The organism is Nocardioides limicola (genome assembly GCF_016827675.1).
GTDB lineage: Bacteria > Actinomycetota > Actinomycetes > Propionibacteriales > Nocardioidaceae > Nocardioides > Nocardioides limicola.
In genome coordinates, this window is the sequence record NZ_JAERJA010000002.1 from 245464 (window position 1) to 264636 (window position 19173).

A 19173-nucleotide genomic window follows, 5' to 3' on the forward strand; every position below is an offset into this window, starting at 1 on the left:
GTGACCGGCCTCCACGAGTTCGCGCTCGAACCGGGGTGGACAGACATCCCATCCGAGGTGCCTCGACCGAGGCGCCTGACCTCAGTCAGCCAGCACATCCGACGCGGCGCGCCGCGCCGAGGCGATGACGGCGGGGATACCCACTCCGTCGTACGCCGCACCGCAGACGGCGAGCCCGGGGACGGCGCCGACCGCGTCCCGGATCCGCTGCACGCGCTCCTGGTGACCGACCGCGTACTGAGGCAGGCCACCACCCCAACGCTGCACGTGGACGTCGACCGGGTCGGCGGTGATCCCTGCAGCGTCGGCCAGGTCGGCGAGTGAGGCGGCCACCAGTGCGGAGTCCTCGACCGCCAGCGCCCGACTCTCTCCGTGGCGTCCCAGGGAGGTGCGCAGGAAGAGCAGGTCCTCATCCGCCGGCCCGGCACCACGCCCGGCCTCACGCACCCAGTCCCACTTGGCGAACGAGAACGTCGACGCCTTGATCCGGCGGCCCTGGTCCGGCGGCACCAGGAAGCCCGAGGCGCCGGCGTCGGGCACGTCCTCGGCACGGAAGGCGAAGGTGACCACCACGACCGAGGCGGTCTCGATCCGGGACAGGTCAGTGGCGGCGGCCGGCGCGAGATCGCGCAACAGTCGGGCGGTCGGCGCCGGCGGGGTGGCCAGCACCAGTCGGTCGGCCGCACGCACCGCACCGTCCTCGGTGCGCACCCGGAACCCGTGCGGGCCGCCGCTGATCTCGGTGACGGTGGTTTCGGTGGCCACCGTGAAGTGGCCTGCGGCCACCAGCGCCTCGGGCAGCCGCGCCATCCCACCCGGCAGCGCCGCGAACACCGGCTGCCGGGGGGCACCCGGGTCGGGGCGCGCCGCGGCGGCTCCGGCCAGCAACGACCCCGACCGCAGCATCAGTTCCAGCACCGGCACCGCGGCACGCAGCGAGATCTGCCGGGCCTGGCCGGCGTACACCCCGCCCAGCAGCGGTTCCACCAACCGGTCGGTGACCTCGGGCCCCAGCCGATGGTCGACCAGGTCCCCCACCGAGACATCCTCGGCGATCTCCATCCGGGTCGTCGGCTCGGCACGCAGCCTGGCCAACCCCGCCGCCGACAGCACGCCGGCTGCGGCCACCTCGTCGACATCCAACGGCACCCCCATCACCGACGACGGCAGCGGCCGCAGCGCGCCGTCGATCCACAACCGGGGGGACGCCGCCGTGGGGTGGGCGACCTCCAGGCCCAACTCGGCACAGAGCGCGAGGCCTTCGGGGCGCCGGGCCAGCATCGCCTCCGCGCCGACATCCACACCGACCCCGGCCACCTCGGCTCGCCGGAGTTTGCCACCGACCCGATCGGTGCTCTCGAGCACCTCGACCCGGTGCCCGGCCAGACCGAGGTCGTGGGCAGCGGTCAATCCGGCGACGCCACCACCGACCACGATCACCTTCATGGTGACAGCGTGGCACGGGTTCGGGAACCGCGGACCCGCACCCCGCGTCCCACCCACATGAGACTTCGGATGATTGCCATCGGCATCCTGATCGCCGTAGTGCTGACCGGCTGTGGCTTCGGCCGCGCCGGGGACAGCGCCGACGTGGCCCCGAGCGCGCCCAACGGGGTCGCCGGTGATGGTGGCCGGGAGATGCCCGGATTCGACATGGACGATCCTGCCGAGGCTCCCGGTGTCGAACAGCCCAGCGCTGACGACGGGAGCGGAGAAGCCGGGGCGGATCGGGCGACGATGACGCCGGCGGTGATCTCCACCGGCACCGTCAGCCTCCGTGCCGACGATGTCGGCGAGGCCCGGTTCGAGGTCCAGAAGGTCCTCGACGAGCTCGGCGGCACCATCACCGACGAGGACACCGAGACGGACAACGAGGGCGAGGTACGACGGTCCCGACTCGTGGTCCGGGTGCCCAGCGACAGCTTCTCCACCGCGATGACCCAGCTGGCCCAGACTGCCGAACTGGTCCGCAGCACCCGCAGCAGCGAGGACGTGACCACCCAGGTGCTGGACACCGAGGCCCGGGTTCGCGCCCAGCGCGCCAGCCTGGAGCGGATCGAGGCGCTGCTGGCCGAGGCGCGGGACCTGGGCGACCTGGTCGCGATCGAGGCTCAGTTGACGCGCCGCCAGGCGACCCTGGACTCCCTGCTCGCCCAGCAGGCCTGGCTGGCCGACCAGACGACGCTGTCCACGATCACCGTCCACCTCCAACGCAGCAGCGAGGCGGGCAGCGACGACGGAGCCGGCTTCTGGCACGGTCTGGTCACCGGCTGGCACGCGCTGGTGGCCTTCACCACCGGGCTACTGACGGTGCTCGGTGTGGTCACGCCGTTCGTGGCGGTCGCGTTGGTGCTGGTCCTCCCGCTGGTGCTGTGGTGGCGTCGCCGTCACAAGGGGTAGGACTGCACGAACTCGGTGAGCCGGGCCAACTGGTCCGGGTCGGTGCTGGGGATCACGCCGTGGCCCAGGTTGAAGACGTGACCCTTCGCGGCCCGACCCGCCTCGATCACCTCCGCGGCACGCTCCAGCATCACCTCGGTGGGCGCGAAGACCAGGGTCGGGTCCAGGTTCCCCTGCACCCCCCGGTCGCCGACCTGGGCGATCGCCGAGGACAGCGGGGTGCGCCAGTCCACCCCGACCACATCCGCGCCGGCATCGGCCATCAGCGTCAGCAGATTGGAGGTGCCGACGCCGAAGTGGATCCGGGGCACGCCCAGGTCAGAGTCGAGCACCCGAGCTGAGTGCGGCATCACGTGCCGGCGGTAGTCCTCGGGGGTGAGCGCGCCGGCCCAGGAGTCGAAGAGCTGGATCGCCGAGGCGCCCGCGTCGACCTGCACCTTCAGGTACGCCGAGGCGATGCCGGCGATCTTGCGCATCAGCGCATCCCAGACCTCGGGCGCGGAGAACATCAGGGCCTTGGTCTTCGCGTGCTCCTTGGACGGACCGCCCTCCACCAGATAGGAGGCGACCGTGAACGGGGCGCCGGCGAAGCCGATCAACGGGGTGCCGCCCAGCTCGCTCACCAGCGCCCGCACCGCCTCGGTGATGTACCCGACGTGCTCGGGGGTGAGGTCGTCGATGGCCTCGACGTCGGCCAGCGTGCGCACCGGGTTGGCCACCACCGGCCCGACTCCGGCGACGATGTCGAGGTCGACGCCGACCGCCTTGAGCGGCAGCACGATGTCGGAGAAGAAGATCGCCGCGTCCACGCCGTACCGGCGCACCGGCTGCAGGGTGATCTCGGTGACCAGTGCCGGGTCCATGCAGGACTCCAGCATCCCGATCCCTTCACGGACCGCCAGATACTCCGGAAGCGACCTGCCCGCCTGACGCATGAACCACACAGGAGTGTGGTCGACGGGCTCTCCACGCAGCGCGCGCAAGAAGGTCGACTCGGCCAGTTCCGGAGCGGGGATGGGGGGCGTCACAGCCCGAATCCTCGCAGGTCAGGCGGCGTGGCGGCGAGTCGGGGAGGCAGGGTCAGGCCTACTGTGGAGGCATGGTGGCTCCCCAGGAGACGCACCCGGGGTCCCGTGCTGGCTCGCCTCCGCGGGTGTACGAGGATGCGGTGCGCAGTATGCGGGCGGCATCGCTGCGCCCAGAGGTGCACTGCGAGGACATGCCGGCACCGCAACGGATCGCCCCGTTCGCGGCCGCTCTCTCCGCCGACGTCACCGTGGACGAGGAGGACCTGGGCACCGGGCGACTGATCCTGATGCACGACCCGGCCGGCAACGAGGCGTGGCAGGGCACCTTCCGTTGCGTATGCTACGTCCGCGCCGAGGTGGATCCGGAGCTGATCAACGACCCGATGCTGGCCGACGTGGGCTGGAGCTGGCTCACCGAGGCGCTCGCCGCGCACGGTGCGGCGTACGACTGCGAGGCGGGCACCGTCACCAGCGTGACCACCAAGGGGTTCGGCCAGATGGCCGAGGACGAAGGCACCGCCCAGGTCGAGATCCGGGCATCCTGGTCGCCGCTGCCGGATGAGGACGGCGTGGTCGACATGGCCCCGCACACCGAGGCCTGGGGTGAACTGCTCTGTACGACGGTCGGTCTGCCGCCGGTGCCCGAAGGGGTCACCGCGATACCTAGCCGCCGAGGCCAGCGGGGATGACCGAAGCCGAGTCGGCACCACCTCCGCCGGAGGTGCCGTTGCTGGAGCTGCGGGATCCGCTCCCGGAGGTCACCGACTCGGCTGACGCGTTGGCCCGGGTCAGCGAACGCCTGGCGGCTGCCTCCGGGCCGGTCGCCATCGACGCCGAGCGGGCTTCGGGCTACCGCTACTCCGGACGCGCCTATCTGGTGCAACTGCGCCGCGAGGGCGCCGGCACCGCCCTGGTCGACCCGATCGCCGTGGACACCCTCGCGCCGCTGGCCGAGGCGATCGGGGACACCGAGTGGATCCTGCACGCGGCCACCCAGGACCTGCCCTGCCTGGCCGAGGTGGGGCTGCGTCCGGCATCCCTCTTCGACACCGAACTGGCGGGCCGGCTGCTCGGCTATCCCCGGGTCGGTCTCGCCGCCGAGGTGGAGGCCCTGCTGGGGAAGCGGCTGCGCAAGGAGCACTCCGCGGCGGACTGGTCCACCCGGCCGCTGCCCGAATCGTGGCTGCAGTACGCCGCGCTCGACGTCGAGGTGCTGGTCGAGTTGCGGGCGCTGCTGGTCGAGGAGCTCGAGGAGACCGGGAAGTCCGAGTGGGCGCGGCAGGAGTTCGAGCATCTGCTCAGCTTCGAGCCGACCGTTCGCGTTGAACCGTGGCGGCGCACCTCGGGGACCCACAAGGTGCGTGGTCGCCGGATGCTGGCCGCGGTGCGGACACTGTGGGAGGCCCGCGACCGGATCGCGGCCGAGCGTGACATCACCCCGAGCAAGGTGATCCCGGACTCGGCGATCATCGCAGCAGCGTCGGCGATGCCGACGAGTCGTCGGGCCCTGCTCGGCGTCCAGGGCTTCGTCGGTCGCGGCGCCGCCCGGCACGCCGCCGACTGGCTGGAGGCGATCGAGATCGCCCGGACGCTGCCCGAGGAGGAACTGCCCTCCAGGTCCGGTGCCGGGAACGGCCCCCCGCCGCCGCGGGCATGGGCGGACAAGGACCCGGTGGCCGCACGCCGACTGGCCCACGCGAAGGAGTCGGTGACCGCACTCAGCGACGAGGTGAACACGCCGGCGGAGAACCTGTTGACCCCGGACACACTGCGGCGGGTGCTGTGGCGCCCGCCTGTCCCGCGCGACGAGTCCACGTTGGCGGGCGCCATTGCCGACCAACTCCGGGAGCACCGCGCCCGCGAGTGGCAGATCGAACTGATGGCGCCGCTGCTCACCACGGCGGTGCTGATCGCCGAGGACGACTGAGCCCACCTGCGGGCCGGGCCCTCACCACGGCCGAAGCCCGGATGACTGAGTGCTGGTCAGTCCCCGGAGTCTTCGTCCCCGGCGCCTTCGTCGGCCGACTCCTCGTCGGCTGACTCCTCCTCGTCGAGGAGCAGGTGGGGGGCGAGGATCTGCATCGACGCCTCCTGGATGCGGAGCGCGACGTCCTCAAGATCCAGCAGTGGCGTCAGCAGCAACTCCACCATCAGGTCCGCGACGGCAGTGGTCAGTTCGTCCCATACGGTGATCAGCGGCGGGTGCACCACGTCCCGCATATCCCGGATGAAGCCCTCCGGGTGGGTCGGGAACTCCCCCGGCTGCCGGAAGGCGTCTGAGCCGGAGACGGCCAGGTTGGACGGGAGGATGTAGCCGGTCTCGCTGACCGGGGTGACCGCCTCGTCACTGATCAGGTGGGCCAGCAGGTCAGCCGCCAGCTCCGGGTCCTCGGTCTGACTGCCCAGGCAGAGTCCGGTGAGCTTGCCGACGGTGGCCCGGCGTTCGATGCTCGGCATCGGCATGATGTCGAACTCGAGGCCCTCGACCTGACGCAGCCGGGGCACCAGGTCGCGGTAGCCGGGCACCATCGCGATCCGGCCCGCCTCGAACAGCTCGACGGGGTCGCGGCGCAGGAGCTGCTTCTCGGTCGGGGTGAGGTGCGGACTCCGCAGCAGTTCCAGCGAGGCCTCCAAGGCCGCCTGGCTGGACGGCTCGGTGAACGCGAGGTGAGTGAGCGCGTCGTCGAAGAGTCGTCCGCCACCGGCGATCAGGAAAGGGGTCAACGAGAAGAGGTCCGGGGAGACCGCGAAGCCCCGGGTGTTGCGTCGGGGACGGGTGGCGAACTCGGCAGCTGCCTCGAACTGGGCGAAGTTCCAGCGGCCGCCGGGGCGGGCCGCGTACAGCCCCCGCGCCCGCATCCGGTCGAAGTCGATGAGATTGGTGTTGTAGTACATCACCAGCGGCGAGTGCGCATAGGGCATGCACTGCAGCGCGCCAGCGCTACTGAATCCCTGCAGCCCGGCACGGTGGTAGCCGTCGCCGAACTCGACGTTCCGGTCGGCGAGGAGTCCGTCGACCCGCTGGTTGAGGTCGGCCTCGATCACCGCGCCCAGGTCCAGTCGGTCGACCAGGAAGAGATCGGGCTGCTCGCCGCTGTCCAGGAAGGCCATCGCGGACTCCCGGTCCGGGTGCGCGATGAACTCGACCTGGACGGTCTCGGTGGCTTCGTCGTACTCGCCGAGCACGTCCCGCCAGGCCGCGAGCATCTCCTCGGGCCCGAAGAGGGAGACGGTCAGCGTGGTCGGCTCGACCGGCTCCACGGTGGGTTCGGGTGTCGGCTCGACGGTGGGCTCGGGCGCTGGGTCCCCGGTGCAGCCGACCAGCAACAGCACCAACCCCGTGGTCACCGAGACGGTGGCGGTGCGCATGCGTTCTCCGAACAACACCCGGGCTCCTCTCCTGCACTCGTCCGGGTGTCAGTGGCCCGGCCTGCGCAGGGGAGTCTACCGGCGGTATGGGTACCAACAGCCGAGCTGGCGGTGGCCACGTGGCGAGGGTCACAGGCGGCGCGAGGTTGGGCTGGGAGAGGTTGGGGCGCCGGACCGGGAGCGCCTCACGGCGCGTCGCCGCTCGTAGCGGCTCAAGTTGGGACCCGGGGCTGCCGCGGTCCGGCGCACCGGGTTGAGTGTACCCCGCCAACGGCGAAGGTTCAGGAGAGTGACCCGGCCAGTTCCAGGTGGCCAGCGGCCTCGAGCTGCTCGGCGACCGTCAGCAGGCGCTCCGCGCCGTCGTGTCCGGTCCTTGCTCTGCCGACCGCGACCACGTGCGCGAAGGCCGCAGCCCGGAACAGCACATCGGCGAACTCCCGCTCGGCGATGCCGCGGAGCACTTCGTCGATCATCGTCCGGACCTCGTCCGGATGCGGCGGGTCGGGCACTCCGGCAACCACCCGGGCCACGTCGGAGCGGTGTCGGCCGGCGCTGAACTCCTCGGCAGCCAGATCCGGGGCGCCGTACACCCACGAGCGGAGCACGTAGAGCCGCCACAGGCACCCGGCCAGCGACTCGGCCGGGGCACCGGACCAGAGTTCGGCGAGCGTCTCCAAACCCTCGGTCTCGGCCAGCCTCTGCAACCGCTCGGCGACGCCCGGATCGGCGGTGGCCCTGGCACCGCGGACCAGCACGGTGGCCGCCAGGTCCGCGGCGGCGCGGGCCTGGGCCGGGTCGTGACCGCCCTCGAGGCCCTCGAAGAACTCGCTCTCGGCGCGGATCGGGCGGTGGTGTTCCCTGGTCACCTCCCCAGCGTAGGTGCTGGTCAGAGGAGTTTGCGGATCCGTGCGTCACTGACCGGCCCCGCCGTGCCGATGTGCTGGGCCCACAGGGAGATCCGGTACTCCTCCAGCATCCACCGCACCGCACGCAGGTCCGCTCCGGGCGGGCAGCCCGGCGCCAGTGCGTCGATCCGGTGCTGCCACGCCTCCTGCAGCGGTGTCACCCGACTCATCAGCTCACGGTCCTTGGCCACCTGCTCGTCGAGACGCTCACGGCGGTGCAGCAGCGCTTTCAGGTACGCCGGGTAGCGGCGCAGCTGCACCGGCCCGGCGTCGGCGATGAAGCCCGGCGCGAGCAGCCGCCCGAGTTGGGCGGCCATGTCGTTGCGCGCCGGCAGGGTGTGCAGGTCCGCCCGCCCGGACAGCGCCTTGTCGACCGTGCGCCAAGCGGCCAGCACCCGGAGCACGTCGCTCAGCAGCGCCCGGACCTCCGCTTCGTGGTCCCTTCTGGCAGCGGCCAGCAGGGCGGCGAACGTCGCTGGGTCACGGACCTCGTCGGCGTCGTCGACGTGCGCACCGAGCACGGCAACGGCACAGTCGGCCACCAGGTCGGCCGACGTGGCGTAGGGGGTGGCGGCGAGCGCCAGCTTGTCCGTGGTCGACAACGCGTCGAGGAGACGTGGGACGGGCACGTTGAGCTGGAGCAGCCGGCGTACCCCGAGCCGGTGCCGGGCGGTCGCCTCGTCGGCCGACCCGAAGACCTGCAGACCCACCGTCGTCCCCTCATCGACCAGGGCCGGGTGGGCGAGGACCTCGTGGCCGGCCCGGTGCTCGGTGAAGGAGACCGGGATCTCCCCGAAGGTCCAGGCGGTCGCCCCGGTGGCATTGAGCCCGGACTCGTGGGCGACGTCGGCCAGGGCGCGGGCCACCGCCGGGGCCAACGGAGCGGCGAGGGTGGCCAGGTCCTTGCCGCGGGCACGTTCCCGACCGTCCTCGTCGAGGATCCGGTAGGTGGGTCGCAGGTGACCCGGGAGGTCGTCGACCCGCCACGCCTCACGGGGCACCACGACCCCGGCCGTGGCCCGACACCAGCGCTCCAGGGCATCGAGCAGCGGCTCGGAGCCGGGCGGCACCGAGGCGAGGAACTCCCGGGCCCGGTCCGGGGCGGGCACGAAGTTGACCCGCAACGGCTTGGGCAGGTTCCGGATCAGGGCGGTCACCAACTCCTCGCGCAACCCGGGCACGTGCCAGGAGAAGTCGTCGTCACTGAGCCTGTTCAGTGAGGACAGCGGGATGTCGACGGTGACGCCGTCGTCGGCTGCGCCCGGTTCGAAGTGGTAGTTGAGGGACAGCTCCAGCCCGGGGCCGGACGTCCACACCTCGGGGTACTCCTGCGCGTCGACGTCGTCGGCGGCGTCCCGGGTGAGCATCTCCAGGTCGAAGGTGAGCAGGTCGGGGCGGTCCCGGCGGGCCTGCTTCCACCAGCCGTCGAAGTGCGCCCCCGAAACCACGTCCGCACCGACCCGGGCGTCGTAGAAGTCGAAGAGGCTGTGCTCGTCGACGACAATGCCGCGGCGTCGAGCCCGATGCTCGAGCTCCTCGGCCTCGGCGAGCAGCCGGCGGTTGGTGCGGGCGAACTGATGGCGCTCCAGTCCCTGCCACTCCCCCTGGACCAGGGCGTGCCGGATGAACATCTCCCGGGCCACGGCCGCGTCGTGCCGGGCGTAGTTGACCAGTCGGTCGGCCACCAGGGTGACCCCGAAGAGGGTGACCTTCTCGTGCGCCAGCACTGCGGCCCGCTTGGTCGACCAGTGCGGCTCGGACCAGCTCCTCTTGACCAGGTGGGCACCGAGCCGTTCTGCCCATTCGGGGTCGATGGCGGCGTTCTGTCGCCCCCACAGCCGGGTGGTCTCGACGAGCTCGGCGCTCATCACGTACGCCGGATGCTTCTTCTTCAGCCCGCTGCCGGGGAAGATCGCGAACCTGGTGCCGCGAGCGCCGGCGTACTCGCGGGGACCGGGGCGGCGGTCCCTGCCGGGGCCGCCGGGCTGACGCTCCTCGAGCATCCCGATATGGGAGAGCAGCCCGGACAGCAGCGCCTGGTGCACCGCATCCGCATCGACACCGTCGGACTGGGGTCCGAGCCGGAGGCCCATCTCCTTGCAGACCCGACGCAGCTGGGACTCCAACTCCTGCCACTCCCGGACCCGGAGATGGTTGAGGTACTCCCGCTTGCAGAGCCGCCGGAACGCCGAGGAGGACAACTCGCGCTGTTGCCCGCGCAGGTGCCGCCACAGGTTCAGCCAGGCCATGAAGTCCGAGGTGGGGTCGGTGAACCGCGCATGCAACTGGTCGGCCTGCGCCTGGGCGTCGGCGGGACGTTCGCGGGGGTCCTGGCTGCTCAGCGCGGCCGCGATGACCAGCACCTCGCGGAGGCAGTCGAGTTGCTCGGCCTCCAGGATCATCCGGCCCAGCCGTGGGTCGATCGGCAGTCGGGCCAGACGTCGGCCCAGTTTCGTCAGCTTCGGGCGCCCGCTGTCGCGGCCGGAACCGGCCGGCACCAGCGCGCCGAGCTCCTCCAGCAACTGCAGGCCGGCGGTCACCTGTCGCCGGTCCGGGGGCTCCACGAACGGGAATCGGGCGATGTCACCGAGGCCCAGGGAGGCCATCTGCAGGATCACCGACGCCAGGTTGGTGCGCAGGATCTCGGGGTCGGTGAACTCCGGGCGGGCGAGGAAGTCCTCCTCGTCGTAGAGCCGGATCGCGACGCCGGCGGCGACCCGGCCGCAGCGACCGGAGCGCTGGTTGGCCGAGGCCTGACTGATCGCCTCGATCGGCAGCCGCTGCACCTTGGTCCGTGCCGACCAGCGGGAGATCCGGGCCAGGCCGGTGTCGACGACGTACCGGATGCCGGGGACGGTGAGGGAGGTCTCGGCGACGTTGGTGGCGAGCACCACCCGGCGGCCGGCGTGGGGCGCGAAGACGCGGTGTTGTTCGCTCGCCGACAGCCGCGAGTACAACGGCAGCACCTCGACATGGTGCGGCCGGCGGGGGTCCGCACGGTCCAGGCCGAGGGCCCCCGTGATGGCTTCGGCGGCGTCGCGGATCTCGCGCTCCCCCGGCAGGAAGACCAGGATGTCGCCGGGACCCTCGGCGGAGAGTTCCTTGACCGCATCCACGATGGCGTCGGTGCGGTCCCGGAGCACCGGCTCACCGTCGGAGTCGACGTCGTCGACCTCGCTGCGCAGCGGTCGGTAGCGGACCTCGACCGGGTAGGTGCGTCCGGACACCTCGATGATCGGCGCCGGTGTCCCGTCGGGTTGGGCGAAGTGGGTCGCGAACCGCTCCGGGTCGATGGTCGCGGAGGTGATGATCAGCTTCAGGTCGGGGCGCCTGGGCAGCAGCTGTCTGAGGTAGCCGAGGATGAAGTCGACGTTGAGGCTCCGCTCGTGCGCCTCGTCGACGATGATCGTGTCGTAGCGGCGCAACTGCCGGTCGTGCTGGAGTTCGGCGAGCAGGATGCCGTCGGTCATCAGCTTCACCCGGCTCGCCTGCGAGGTCCGGTCGGCGAACCGGACCTGGTAGCCGACCAGGTCTCCGAGTTCGGTGCCGAGCTCGTCGGCGATCCGCTCGGCCACCGACCTGGCCGCGATCCGCCTGGGTTGGGTGTGCCCGATCCGTTTGCCGTCGACGCCGCGCCCCAGCTCCAGGCAGATCTTGGGCAGCTGGGTGGTCTTGCCCGAGCCGGTCTCGCCGGCGACGATCACGACCTGATGGTCGCGGATGGCCGCAGCGATGTCCTCACGACGGTCACTGACCGGGAGCTCGGGGGGATAGTGGATGTGCACAACGGTTGCATTCTCGCTGGTGGCCCGAAACGAGCCGGACCCGGCTCAGGGGGCGGTGGCGAGGATGAGGCCCAGGCTGGTGGTCAGCGAGGTGAGCAGCGCGCCTCGTTCGAGGTCCCGTGGGTCCTCGATCCACTCGAGCACCACCTGCTCCACCAGCGCTGCCCAGCCGCGGGCCAGCATCCGCACGGCGGGGGTGTCCACGATCCCGAACTCGGCCAGCTCCTCGGCGGCGGCACTGGCGAAGATCCGGTCCGTGAGCTGGTTGCGGGCGTCCTCGCGGATGGCGCGCATCTGCGGGTCGGCGGCGGAGGCCCGGACGATGGAGATGTACGCCGCGTGGTTGCCCTCGACCCAGGACAGGTACTGGTCGATCGAGTGGTTGAGCTGTTCGACCGCGTCCCCCTCGCCGGTGGGACCGGTGAGCTCGACCAGCTCCTCGACGGCCCGCTGGACCACGGCGGTGTGGAACTCCCGCTTGTTGCCGAAGTAGTGATAGAGCAGCCCTCGCGAGATCCCGGCCTCCTCGGCGAGCAGGTCGATGGAGAACTCTTCGAGCGATCGGGTGCCGAGCAGGCGCACTCCGAGCTCCAGCAACTGCTCGCGGCGATTGTCCGCGCTCAGCCGGACTCGGGTGCTCATGTGGCTCATCTTACTGAATTATGTTCAACAAGGCTATTGACGGTCGTTCAATAGCCCCCGTACCGTGGAACCATGAGCGCAACCACTCCCGCACTTCCCACCCGGGTCCGTCACCTGATCGTCGGCGCCGGCTTCGCCGGTGTCGGCGCCGCCATCAAGCTGGCCGAGATCGGTGAGGACGACTTCCTCGTGGTCGAGAAGGGCAACGACGTCGGCGGCACCTGGCGCGACAACACCTACCCAGGCGCCGCCTGCGACGTGCCGAGCCAGCTCTACTCGTTCTCGTTCGCACGCAACGACTGGTCCCGGTCGTTCTCGGCGCAGCCGGAGATCTTCGCCTACCTGCAGCGGGTCGCCGCTGAGTCGGGCACCCTGGACCGCTTCGTCTTCGACACCGCGGTCACCGAAGCCGCCTGGGACGACACTGCCGGAGAGTGGGTGGTGGACACCACCGCCGGCCAGGTCCGGGCGACCAACCTGATCACCGGCAGCGGCGGACTGTCCGAGCCCAAGCTCCCCGACATCGACGGCATCGATGGCTTCGACGGCGAGATCTTCCACTCCGCACGCTGGAACCACGACATCGACCTGACCGGGAAGCGAGTGGCGGTGATCGGGACCGGCGCCAGTGCGATCCAGATCGTGCCGCAGGTGCAGAAGGTGGCCGCCCACCTGGACGTCTACCAGCGCACCGCCCCGTGGATCCTGCCTCGCCATGACCGCACCTACTCCACGATCGAGCGGCTGGCACTCAAACACGTGCCCGGCCTGCAGCGGGCCTACCGCTCCGCCATCTACTTCGGCCGGGAGACCTACGTCCCCGGCTTCACCAGGTTCCCCCAGCTCACCGCGCCGGCCAAGCGGCTGGCTGAGTCCAACATCCGGCGCGGCATCACCGACCCCGAACTCCGGGCGCAGGTGACCCCGGACTTCCAGATCGGCTGCAAGCGGATCCTGATCTCCAACGAGTACTACCCGGCCCTGGACGCCGACAACACCGATCTGGTCACCGACCGGATCACCAAGATCACTCCCGGTGCCGTGGTCACCGAGGACGGCACCGAGCGGGAGATCGACGTCCTGATCGTGGCCACCGGCTTCCACACCACCGACCAGCCGATCGCCCACCACATCCGAGGTCGCGACGGCCGCTCCCTGGCCGAGCACTGGAGCGAGACCGGGATGGCCTCCTACAAGGGCACCTGCATCGCCGGCTTCCCGAACCTGTTCCAGCTCGTCGGGCCGAACACCGGCCTGGGGCACTCGTCGATGGTCTTCGTGATCGAGTCCCAGTTGGCCTACATCATCGACGCGGTGCGCACCCAGCGCCAGGCCGGCTGGCCGGCGGTGGAGCCGCGCCCGGAGGTGCAGGACGCGTGGAACGCCGACCTGCAGCGACGGATGCAGTCGACGGTGTGGAGCGCCGGTGGGTGCGCGTCGTGGTATCTCGACGATCATGGACGCAACACCACCCTGTGGCCACGGACCACGATCAGCCTGCGTCGACTGCTGGCCAACTTCGACTCCGACAAGTACGTCATCACCGAGAGGACTGCCCGATGAAGCGCACGAATGAGGGCCGCGTGGTCGCGATCACCGGAGCCGGATCAGGCATCGGTCGGGCATTGGCCCTGCAGGCCGCCCACCAGGGCGCCTCGCTGGCCATCTCGGACTGGAACGCGGACGGGCTCGCCGAGACCGTCCGGTTGATCGAGGCGAGCGCTCCCGGCGCCAAGGTGCACAGCGCCACGGTCGACGTCGCCGACCGCGACGCGATGGCTGCCTGGGCGGCGCAGGTGGTGGAGACGTTCGGCGAGGTGGGGATGCTGGTCAACAACGCCGGCGTCACCATGACCGGCCACTTCGAGGACATGACGTACGAGGAGTTCGACTGGATCGTCGGCGTGAACCTCAGCGGTGTCGTGAACGGCACCAAGGAGTTCCTGCCGCACCTGATCGCCTCCGGCGACGGCGTCCTGGTCAACATCTCCAGCCTGTTCGGACTCGTGTCGATGCCCGGTCAGACCGCCTACAACGCCACCAAGTACGCCGTCCGCGGCTTCACCGAGGCGCTCCGCGAGGAGATGCTCATCGACGGGCACCCGGTCTCGGTGACCTGCGTGCACCCCGGCGGGATCAAGACCGGCATCGCCCGCAACGGCCGCAAGACGGCGCACACCAACGCGAGTGCGATCGACGACCTCTTCGAGAAGCGACTGGCCCGCACCTCGGCCGAGTCGGCGGCCGCCCAGATCCTCAAGGCCGCGTTGGCCGGCAAGCCCCGGCTGCTGATCGGCCTGGACGCGCATGCGGTGCACCAAGGCGCCAAACTGGCCGGCGCCCGCTACCAGGACGTCGTCGCCGCCATCTCGTCACGGCTCCTGCCCAAGCCGATCGACTGACCCGCCTCCGGGGCCGGGGTGGACCGCTGGGGTAGAACTGACCCCATGCAGCCAGGGCACCGGGTCCGCGTCGAGATGACCAAGTGGGTCGACCGACCTCACTGGTGCTTCGACGCGGTGCACCTGGGCAGCGACGAGCACGGCCGCTGGCTGGGCCTTCCGGCCGGCACCCCGCTGGCCCGCCCCGGCGTGGAGACCCATGCCGCCCTCCCCCAGGTGGTGTTGGTGCCCCCGACCCCGGGAGGACCCGGCAGCGGCGGGATCGGGTCCCGGGCCGCGCTGCTCGCCGGCCTGGACCCCGAGGTCGGCTGGATCGCCACCTTCCACCCCGCCGGCGCCCCGCTGAGCGTCTACGTCGACATCGTCACGCCACCGGTCTGGGACGGCACCGTGCTGCGTGCGGTGGACCTGGACCTGGACGTGGTGCGCAGCCCCGGCGGGCGGGTCTGGGTGGACGACGAGGACGAGTTCGCCGACCACCGGGTGCGTTGGGACTACCCGGCCGACCTGGTCTCGCATGCCGCCGTCAGCTGCGAGTTCGTGCAGTCGGCGCTGCGCGAACGCGTCGCCCCGTACGACGACACGGCGGCGCCGTGGTTCGACGTACTCGCCGACCTGCTCAGCCCCGCGGACGTCGCGCCCGGAACGGGCCGACCAACCGCGGACCGGCCAGTCGCTTCTCCAGTTTCGCCGCCTCCCGCTTGAGTGGCTGGGCGACGTACTCGCCCAGGATCACCCCCGAGGCCAGGGCGATCGCCACCGAGGCTGCGGTGACCATCGCCAGCAGCCCGGCGCTGCTCGAGCCCGGTCCGTCGGCCAGCAGCGACAGGCCTCGGTAGATGGACAGGCCGGGGAGCATCGGCACCACCGCGGAGACCACGACCACCAGCGGCGGCACCCGCACCCGGCCGGCCACCGAGTAGCCGACGAGGCCGACCATGAAGGCGGCGGTGCCGGCGGCCCAGGGCCGCCCGAAGCCGGCCGCGTCCACGCCGCTGAACACCGAGATCGCGGCCCCGCCGACCAGCGCCACCGGCAGCCAGGAGCGCGGTGGCGCCTGGCTGGCGAAGGCGAACCCGGCGGCGGCCACGGCAGCGCCGACGATCACCGGGGCGGCCGAGTTCCAGGTGATCGCCGCTCCCGGATCGAGGCGACCCAGGTTCACCCCCACCATCTGGCCGACCGCCAGGCCGCCACTGACCCCGCCGATGATCCCGGCGGTGGCCAGCAGCGCCTCGATCATCCGCGCTCCGGCGGTCACGTAGAAGCCGGACAGTGCGTCCTGGAGTGCACCCATGAACCCGACCCCGGCCAGCAGCATGATGATGTTGGCGGTCACCACCAGTGAGGAGTCCACCTCCAGCCCACTGGCCGCGGCGGCCACGGCCAACAGGGTCGCGACGCCGCCCCCGGCCACCTGTTGATAGAACCCCGGCAGCCGACGCTTGGCCATCAGCAGTTTGAGCCGGTCGATGCTGCCCGCGGCCAGGAAGGCGATCAGGGTCACCAGCCAGTCGCCACCGAGCATCACCGCGACCCCGGAGCACATCACTCCCCAGCCCAGCGTGATCAGCCAGCGGCGGGTGCCGCCGGCCCGGGTGACGATGGTGGCCATCCGGCTCCGGGCCAGGTAGACGTCGGCGCGGTCCCGGAGGATGTCGCCCACCAGGTGGTCCACCTCGGTCAGCGTCGCGTAGTCGATGTCGCGGTGCTTGACCCGCCGGATCATCACCATCGGCGGGTGCGCCGGCTGGTCCTCGTCGGTCTGCGGGACCTGGTGGCTCATCGTCAGCGACGTGAAGGTGACGTCCGTTTCGTGCTGACGCAGACCGAGGTGGCGGGCGACCGAGTCCATGGTCACGGTCACGTCGGCGGCCCCGGCACCGGAGGCGAGCAACACCTCGCCGACGCGCAGACACAGGTCCAGGACGAGTTGCCGTTCGGAATCGGTCAGATCAGCCACGTCGTTCATGGTCGCAGACGGACCTGATGTGGAACTCTGGTCGGGTGCAGATCGTCTTCCACGAGTCGGCGCGCCCCTCCCTGGGCGTGGAATGGGAGTTCGCGCTGGTCGACCAGGAGACCCGCGACCTGGCCAACCGCGCCTCGGAACTCTTCACCGCCGCGCAGGACCGGCTCCCCGATCCGAGCAAACTGCACAAGGAGCTGCTCCGGAACACCGTCGAGGTGGTCACCGGCGTCTGCGACTCGGTGCCGGAGGCGATGGCCGACCTGCGCAGCACCCTGGAGGTGATCCTGCCGGAGGCCGACCGGATGGGCGTCGACCTCTTCGCCGCCGGCACACACCCGTTCGCCCAGTGGTCCGCGCAGCAGCTCACCGAAGGGCACCGGTACGCCGAACTGATCAACCGCACCCAGTGGTGGGGGCGGCAGATGCTGATCTGGGGCGTGCACGTGCACGTCGGGATGCCGTCGACCGCACGGGTGATGCCGGTGCTCTCGGGGCTGCTGACCTCCTACCCGCACCTGCAGGCACTGTCGGCGTCCTCACCGGTGTGGGCGGGCCTGGACACCGGCTACGCCTCGAACCGGGCGCTGATGTTCCAGCAGCTGCCGACCGCCGGGCTGCCCTTCCAGTTCACCACCTGGACCGAGTTCGAGTCGTTCGTGCATGACCAGGTGGTCACCGGGGTGGTGGACGAGATCGACGAGATCCGGTGGGACGTGCGCCCCGCCCCCAAGCACGGCACCCTGGAGAACCGGGTCTGCGACGGGGTCTCCAACCTCGGCGAGCTCGCCGCCCTCACCGCACTGATGCACTGTCTGGTGGTGGATCTGGACGCCCGCATCGCCGCCGGGGACCCGGTGGAGATGTTGCCGCCCTGGCACGTGCAGGAGAACAAGTGGCGGGCGGCCCGCTACGGCCTGGATGCCGAGATCATCCTCGATGCCGCGTCGTCGGAGCGACTGGTCACCGATGACCTTGACGACCTGTTGGAGCGGCTGACACCGACCGCGGCCCGGTTGGGCTGCGCCGACGAGCTCGCGGCGGTGGCCGAGATCCCGCGCCGGGGTGCGTCGTACCAGCGCCAGCGGCGGGTCGCCGACGACCACGATGGCGACCTGCGGGCCGTGGTCGACTCGGTGGTGGCGGAACTGCGTGCGGACTTCTGAGCGGACACGCTAGCGTGCCGTGTCAGTTGACGATCTGGCTCGTTGACGAAGGCAGCATCCAAGGAGGCACCTGACGTGGTCACCCCGATCGACCCGGCATCCGCAGCGTTCCTGATCGCGGAGAGTCGCAGCATGCCCATGCACGTGGGCGGATTGCAGCTTTTCCGCAAGCCCGAGGGGGCCGGCCGCAACTACGTGCGCGACATGTACGAGCAGATGCGCGCCGAACAGACGGTGGCGCCGATCTTCCTCAAGCGCCCCTACCGCTCGCTGGCGACGGCCGGCCAGTGGACCTGGCGCAACGACGCCCTCTTCGACATCGACCACCACGTGCGCCACAGCGCACTGCCGAAGCCCGGCCGGGTCCGGGAGCTGCTCGACCTGTGCTCCCGACTGCACGGCACCCGGCTCGCGCACGAGCGGCCGCTGTGGGAGATGCACGTGATCGAGGGTCTCCGCGACGGCCGGGTCGCGTTGTACACGAAGATGCACCACGCCCTGGTCGACGGGGTCTCGGCGATGCGACTGCTGCAGAACGTGCTCTCCACCGATCCCGACGATCTGGACATGCCGGCACCGTTCGCCGCCCGGCCGCGCAAGCCCAGGCCGCAGTCGACCGCCACCGCCCTGGAGCGGGTGGAACGGGTGCCGGCCAGCGCGCTGCGCACCGGGATGGGCGTGCTCGCCGAGGCGGCCGGACTGCCCGGTGCCCTGGTCAGCACGTTGAACAAGGGGATCCGCAACGAGACCTCGGCACTGTCGCTCTACGCCCCGCAGACGATCATCAACCAGCGGATCACCGGCGCCCGGCGGTTCGCCGCCCAGGACTGGCCGATCGAGCGGATCAAGGGGATCGGACAGGCCACCGGCACCACCCTCAACGATGTGGTGCTGGCGATGTGCTCGGGAGCGCTGCGCCGCTACCTGCTGGAGCGCGACGCGCTGCCGACGACCTCCCTGGTGTCGATGGTGCCGGTCGGGTTGAACGCCAAGCACGCCGGCGTCGCGTCCTCCGACGGTGGCAACGCAGTCGGCGCGGTGATGGTCAAACTAGGCACCGACGAGCAGGACCCGGCCCGCCGACTGATGACCGTGCACAAGTCGATGCTGGACGGCAAGGATGCACTCTCGTCGATGACGCAGACCCAGATCCTGGCGATGAGTGCGCTGGGCATGGCGCCCGCCCTGGTCTGGCCGGCACTGCGGATGAACGGGCTGATCCGGCCTCCCTTCAACGTGATCATCTCCAACGTCCCCGGCCCGCAGACGCCGCACTACTTCAACGGCTCCCGACTGGTCGGCATGTATCCGTTGTCGATCCCGATCCACGGGATGGCGCTGAACATCACCTGCACCAGCTATGACGGGCAGATGGGGTTCGGCCTGACCGGATGCCGGCGCACCCTGCCGTCGCTGCAGCGGCTGCTCACCCACCTCGACGACGAACTGGCCGCCCTGGAGCAGGCCAGCGGGGTCGCCTGAGGCCGCCTGGCGGACCTGCGGGGTG

14 protein-coding genes and 1 pseudogene are annotated in these 19173 nt (G+C 70.9%); 8 read left to right on the forward strand and 7 right to left on the reverse strand.

Annotation, left to right across the window (positions count from 1 at the left end; genetic code table 11):
* Window positions 1-81: 81 nt before the first annotated feature.
* Entirely contained in the window at window positions 82-1446 is a 1365-nt protein-coding gene (gene hemG, locus JKG67_RS05095) for a protoporphyrinogen oxidase (protein ID WP_203336189.1), read from the reverse strand.
* Window positions 1447-1515: 69 nt separating this feature from the next.
* Here hemG and JKG67_RS05100 point away from each other — a divergent pair, with 69 nt between their 5' ends.
* On the forward strand, window positions 1516-2400 hold the full coding sequence (locus tag JKG67_RS05100; protein ID WP_203336190.1) for a DUF4349 domain-containing protein: 885 nt from the start codon (window positions 1516-1518) through the stop codon (window positions 2398-2400).
* Here JKG67_RS05100 and hemE read toward each other — a convergent pair.
* The gene (hemE, locus tag JKG67_RS05105; protein ID WP_372442046.1) at window positions 2388-3437 is read right to left on the reverse strand and encodes a uroporphyrinogen decarboxylase; all 1050 of its coding nucleotides are present in this window, start codon (window positions 3435-3437) and stop codon (window positions 2388-2390) included. The two genes, JKG67_RS05100 and hemE, sit on opposite strands and share 13 nt — an antisense overlap.
* A 62-nt stretch (window positions 3438-3499) precedes the next feature.
* Here hemE and JKG67_RS05110 point away from each other — a divergent pair, with 62 nt between their 5' ends.
* Window positions 3500-4117: a DUF3000 domain-containing protein gene (locus JKG67_RS05110; RefSeq protein ID WP_203336191.1), complete on the forward strand. Its 618-nt coding sequence runs from the start codon at window positions 3500-3502 to the stop codon at window positions 4115-4117.
* Window positions 4114-5355: an HRDC domain-containing protein gene (locus JKG67_RS05115; RefSeq protein WP_203336192.1), complete on the forward strand. Its 1242-nt coding sequence runs from the start codon at window positions 4114-4116 to the stop codon at window positions 5353-5355. The genes JKG67_RS05110 and JKG67_RS05115 overlap by 4 nt, the downstream gene beginning before the upstream one ends.
* A gap of 56 nt (window positions 5356-5411) precedes the next feature.
* Here the strand turns inward: JKG67_RS05115 and JKG67_RS05120 are convergent, their stop codons facing one another.
* The 4 genes and pseudogenes from JKG67_RS05120 to JKG67_RS05135 all read right to left on the reverse strand — a co-directional run bounded on the left by JKG67_RS05120 (window position 5412) and on the right by JKG67_RS05135 (window position 12129).
* Complete coding sequence (locus tag JKG67_RS05120) at window positions 5412-6797, reverse strand: ABC transporter substrate-binding protein (protein ID WP_203336193.1); 1386 nt, start codon at window positions 6795-6797, stop codon at window positions 5412-5414.
* A 281-nt stretch (window positions 6798-7078) separates the two neighbouring features.
* Window positions 7079-7663, reverse strand: a complete 585-nt coding sequence (locus JKG67_RS05125) for a hypothetical protein (protein ID WP_203336194.1) — start codon at window positions 7661-7663, stop codon at window positions 7079-7081.
* A gap of 20 nt (window positions 7664-7683) precedes the next feature.
* Window positions 7684-11505 (reverse strand): annotated as a pseudogene (gene hrpA / locus JKG67_RS05130) (ATP-dependent RNA helicase HrpA); the annotation flags it as partial.
* A 27-nt stretch (window positions 11506-11532) separates the two neighbouring features.
* A complete protein-coding gene (locus JKG67_RS05135; protein WP_203336196.1) occupies window positions 11533-12129 on the reverse strand; it encodes a TetR/AcrR family transcriptional regulator in 597 nt (198 codons plus the stop codon).
* Between the two features lie 72 nt (window positions 12130-12201).
* Here JKG67_RS05135 and JKG67_RS05140 point away from each other — a divergent pair, with 72 nt between their 5' ends.
* Genes JKG67_RS05140 through JKG67_RS05150 form a run of 3 tightly spaced genes read left to right on the forward strand, consistent with a single transcriptional unit; the run spans window position 12202 to window position 15236 of the window.
* Entirely contained in the window at window positions 12202-13692 is a 1491-nt protein-coding gene (locus JKG67_RS05140; RefSeq protein ID WP_203336197.1) for a flavin-containing monooxygenase, read from the forward strand.
* A complete protein-coding gene (locus JKG67_RS05145) occupies window positions 13689-14531 on the forward strand; it encodes an SDR family NAD(P)-dependent oxidoreductase (RefSeq protein ID WP_203336198.1) in 843 nt (280 codons plus the stop codon). Before JKG67_RS05140 ends, JKG67_RS05145 begins: the two co-directional genes overlap by 4 nt.
* Before the next feature lie 45 nt (window positions 14532-14576).
* Window positions 14577-15236 carry a ribonuclease FAU-1 family protein gene (locus JKG67_RS05150; RefSeq protein WP_203336199.1) on the forward strand — a complete coding sequence of 220 codons (660 nt, stop codon included), beginning with the start codon at window positions 14577-14579 and terminating at the stop codon, window positions 15234-15236.
* Here the strand turns inward: JKG67_RS05150 and JKG67_RS05155 are convergent.
* Window positions 15151-16503, reverse strand: a complete 1353-nt coding sequence (locus JKG67_RS05155) for a threonine/serine exporter family protein (RefSeq protein WP_203336200.1) — start codon at window positions 16501-16503, stop codon at window positions 15151-15153. The two genes, JKG67_RS05150 and JKG67_RS05155, sit on opposite strands and share 86 nt — an antisense overlap.
* Window positions 16504-16520: 17 nt before the next feature.
* Here JKG67_RS05155 and JKG67_RS05160 point away from each other — a divergent pair, with 17 nt between their 5' ends.
* On the forward strand, window positions 16521-17666 hold the full coding sequence (locus JKG67_RS05160; RefSeq protein ID WP_238997972.1) for a glutamate--cysteine ligase: 1146 nt from the start codon (window positions 16521-16523) through the stop codon (window positions 17664-17666).
* A gap of 42 nt (window positions 17667-17708) precedes the next feature.
* Window positions 17709-19148 (forward strand): WS/DGAT/MGAT family O-acyltransferase, encoded by a 1440-nt coding sequence (locus JKG67_RS05165; RefSeq protein WP_238997973.1) that lies wholly within the window; start codon window positions 17709-17711, stop codon window positions 19146-19148.
* Window positions 19149-19173 lie beyond the last annotated feature (25 nt).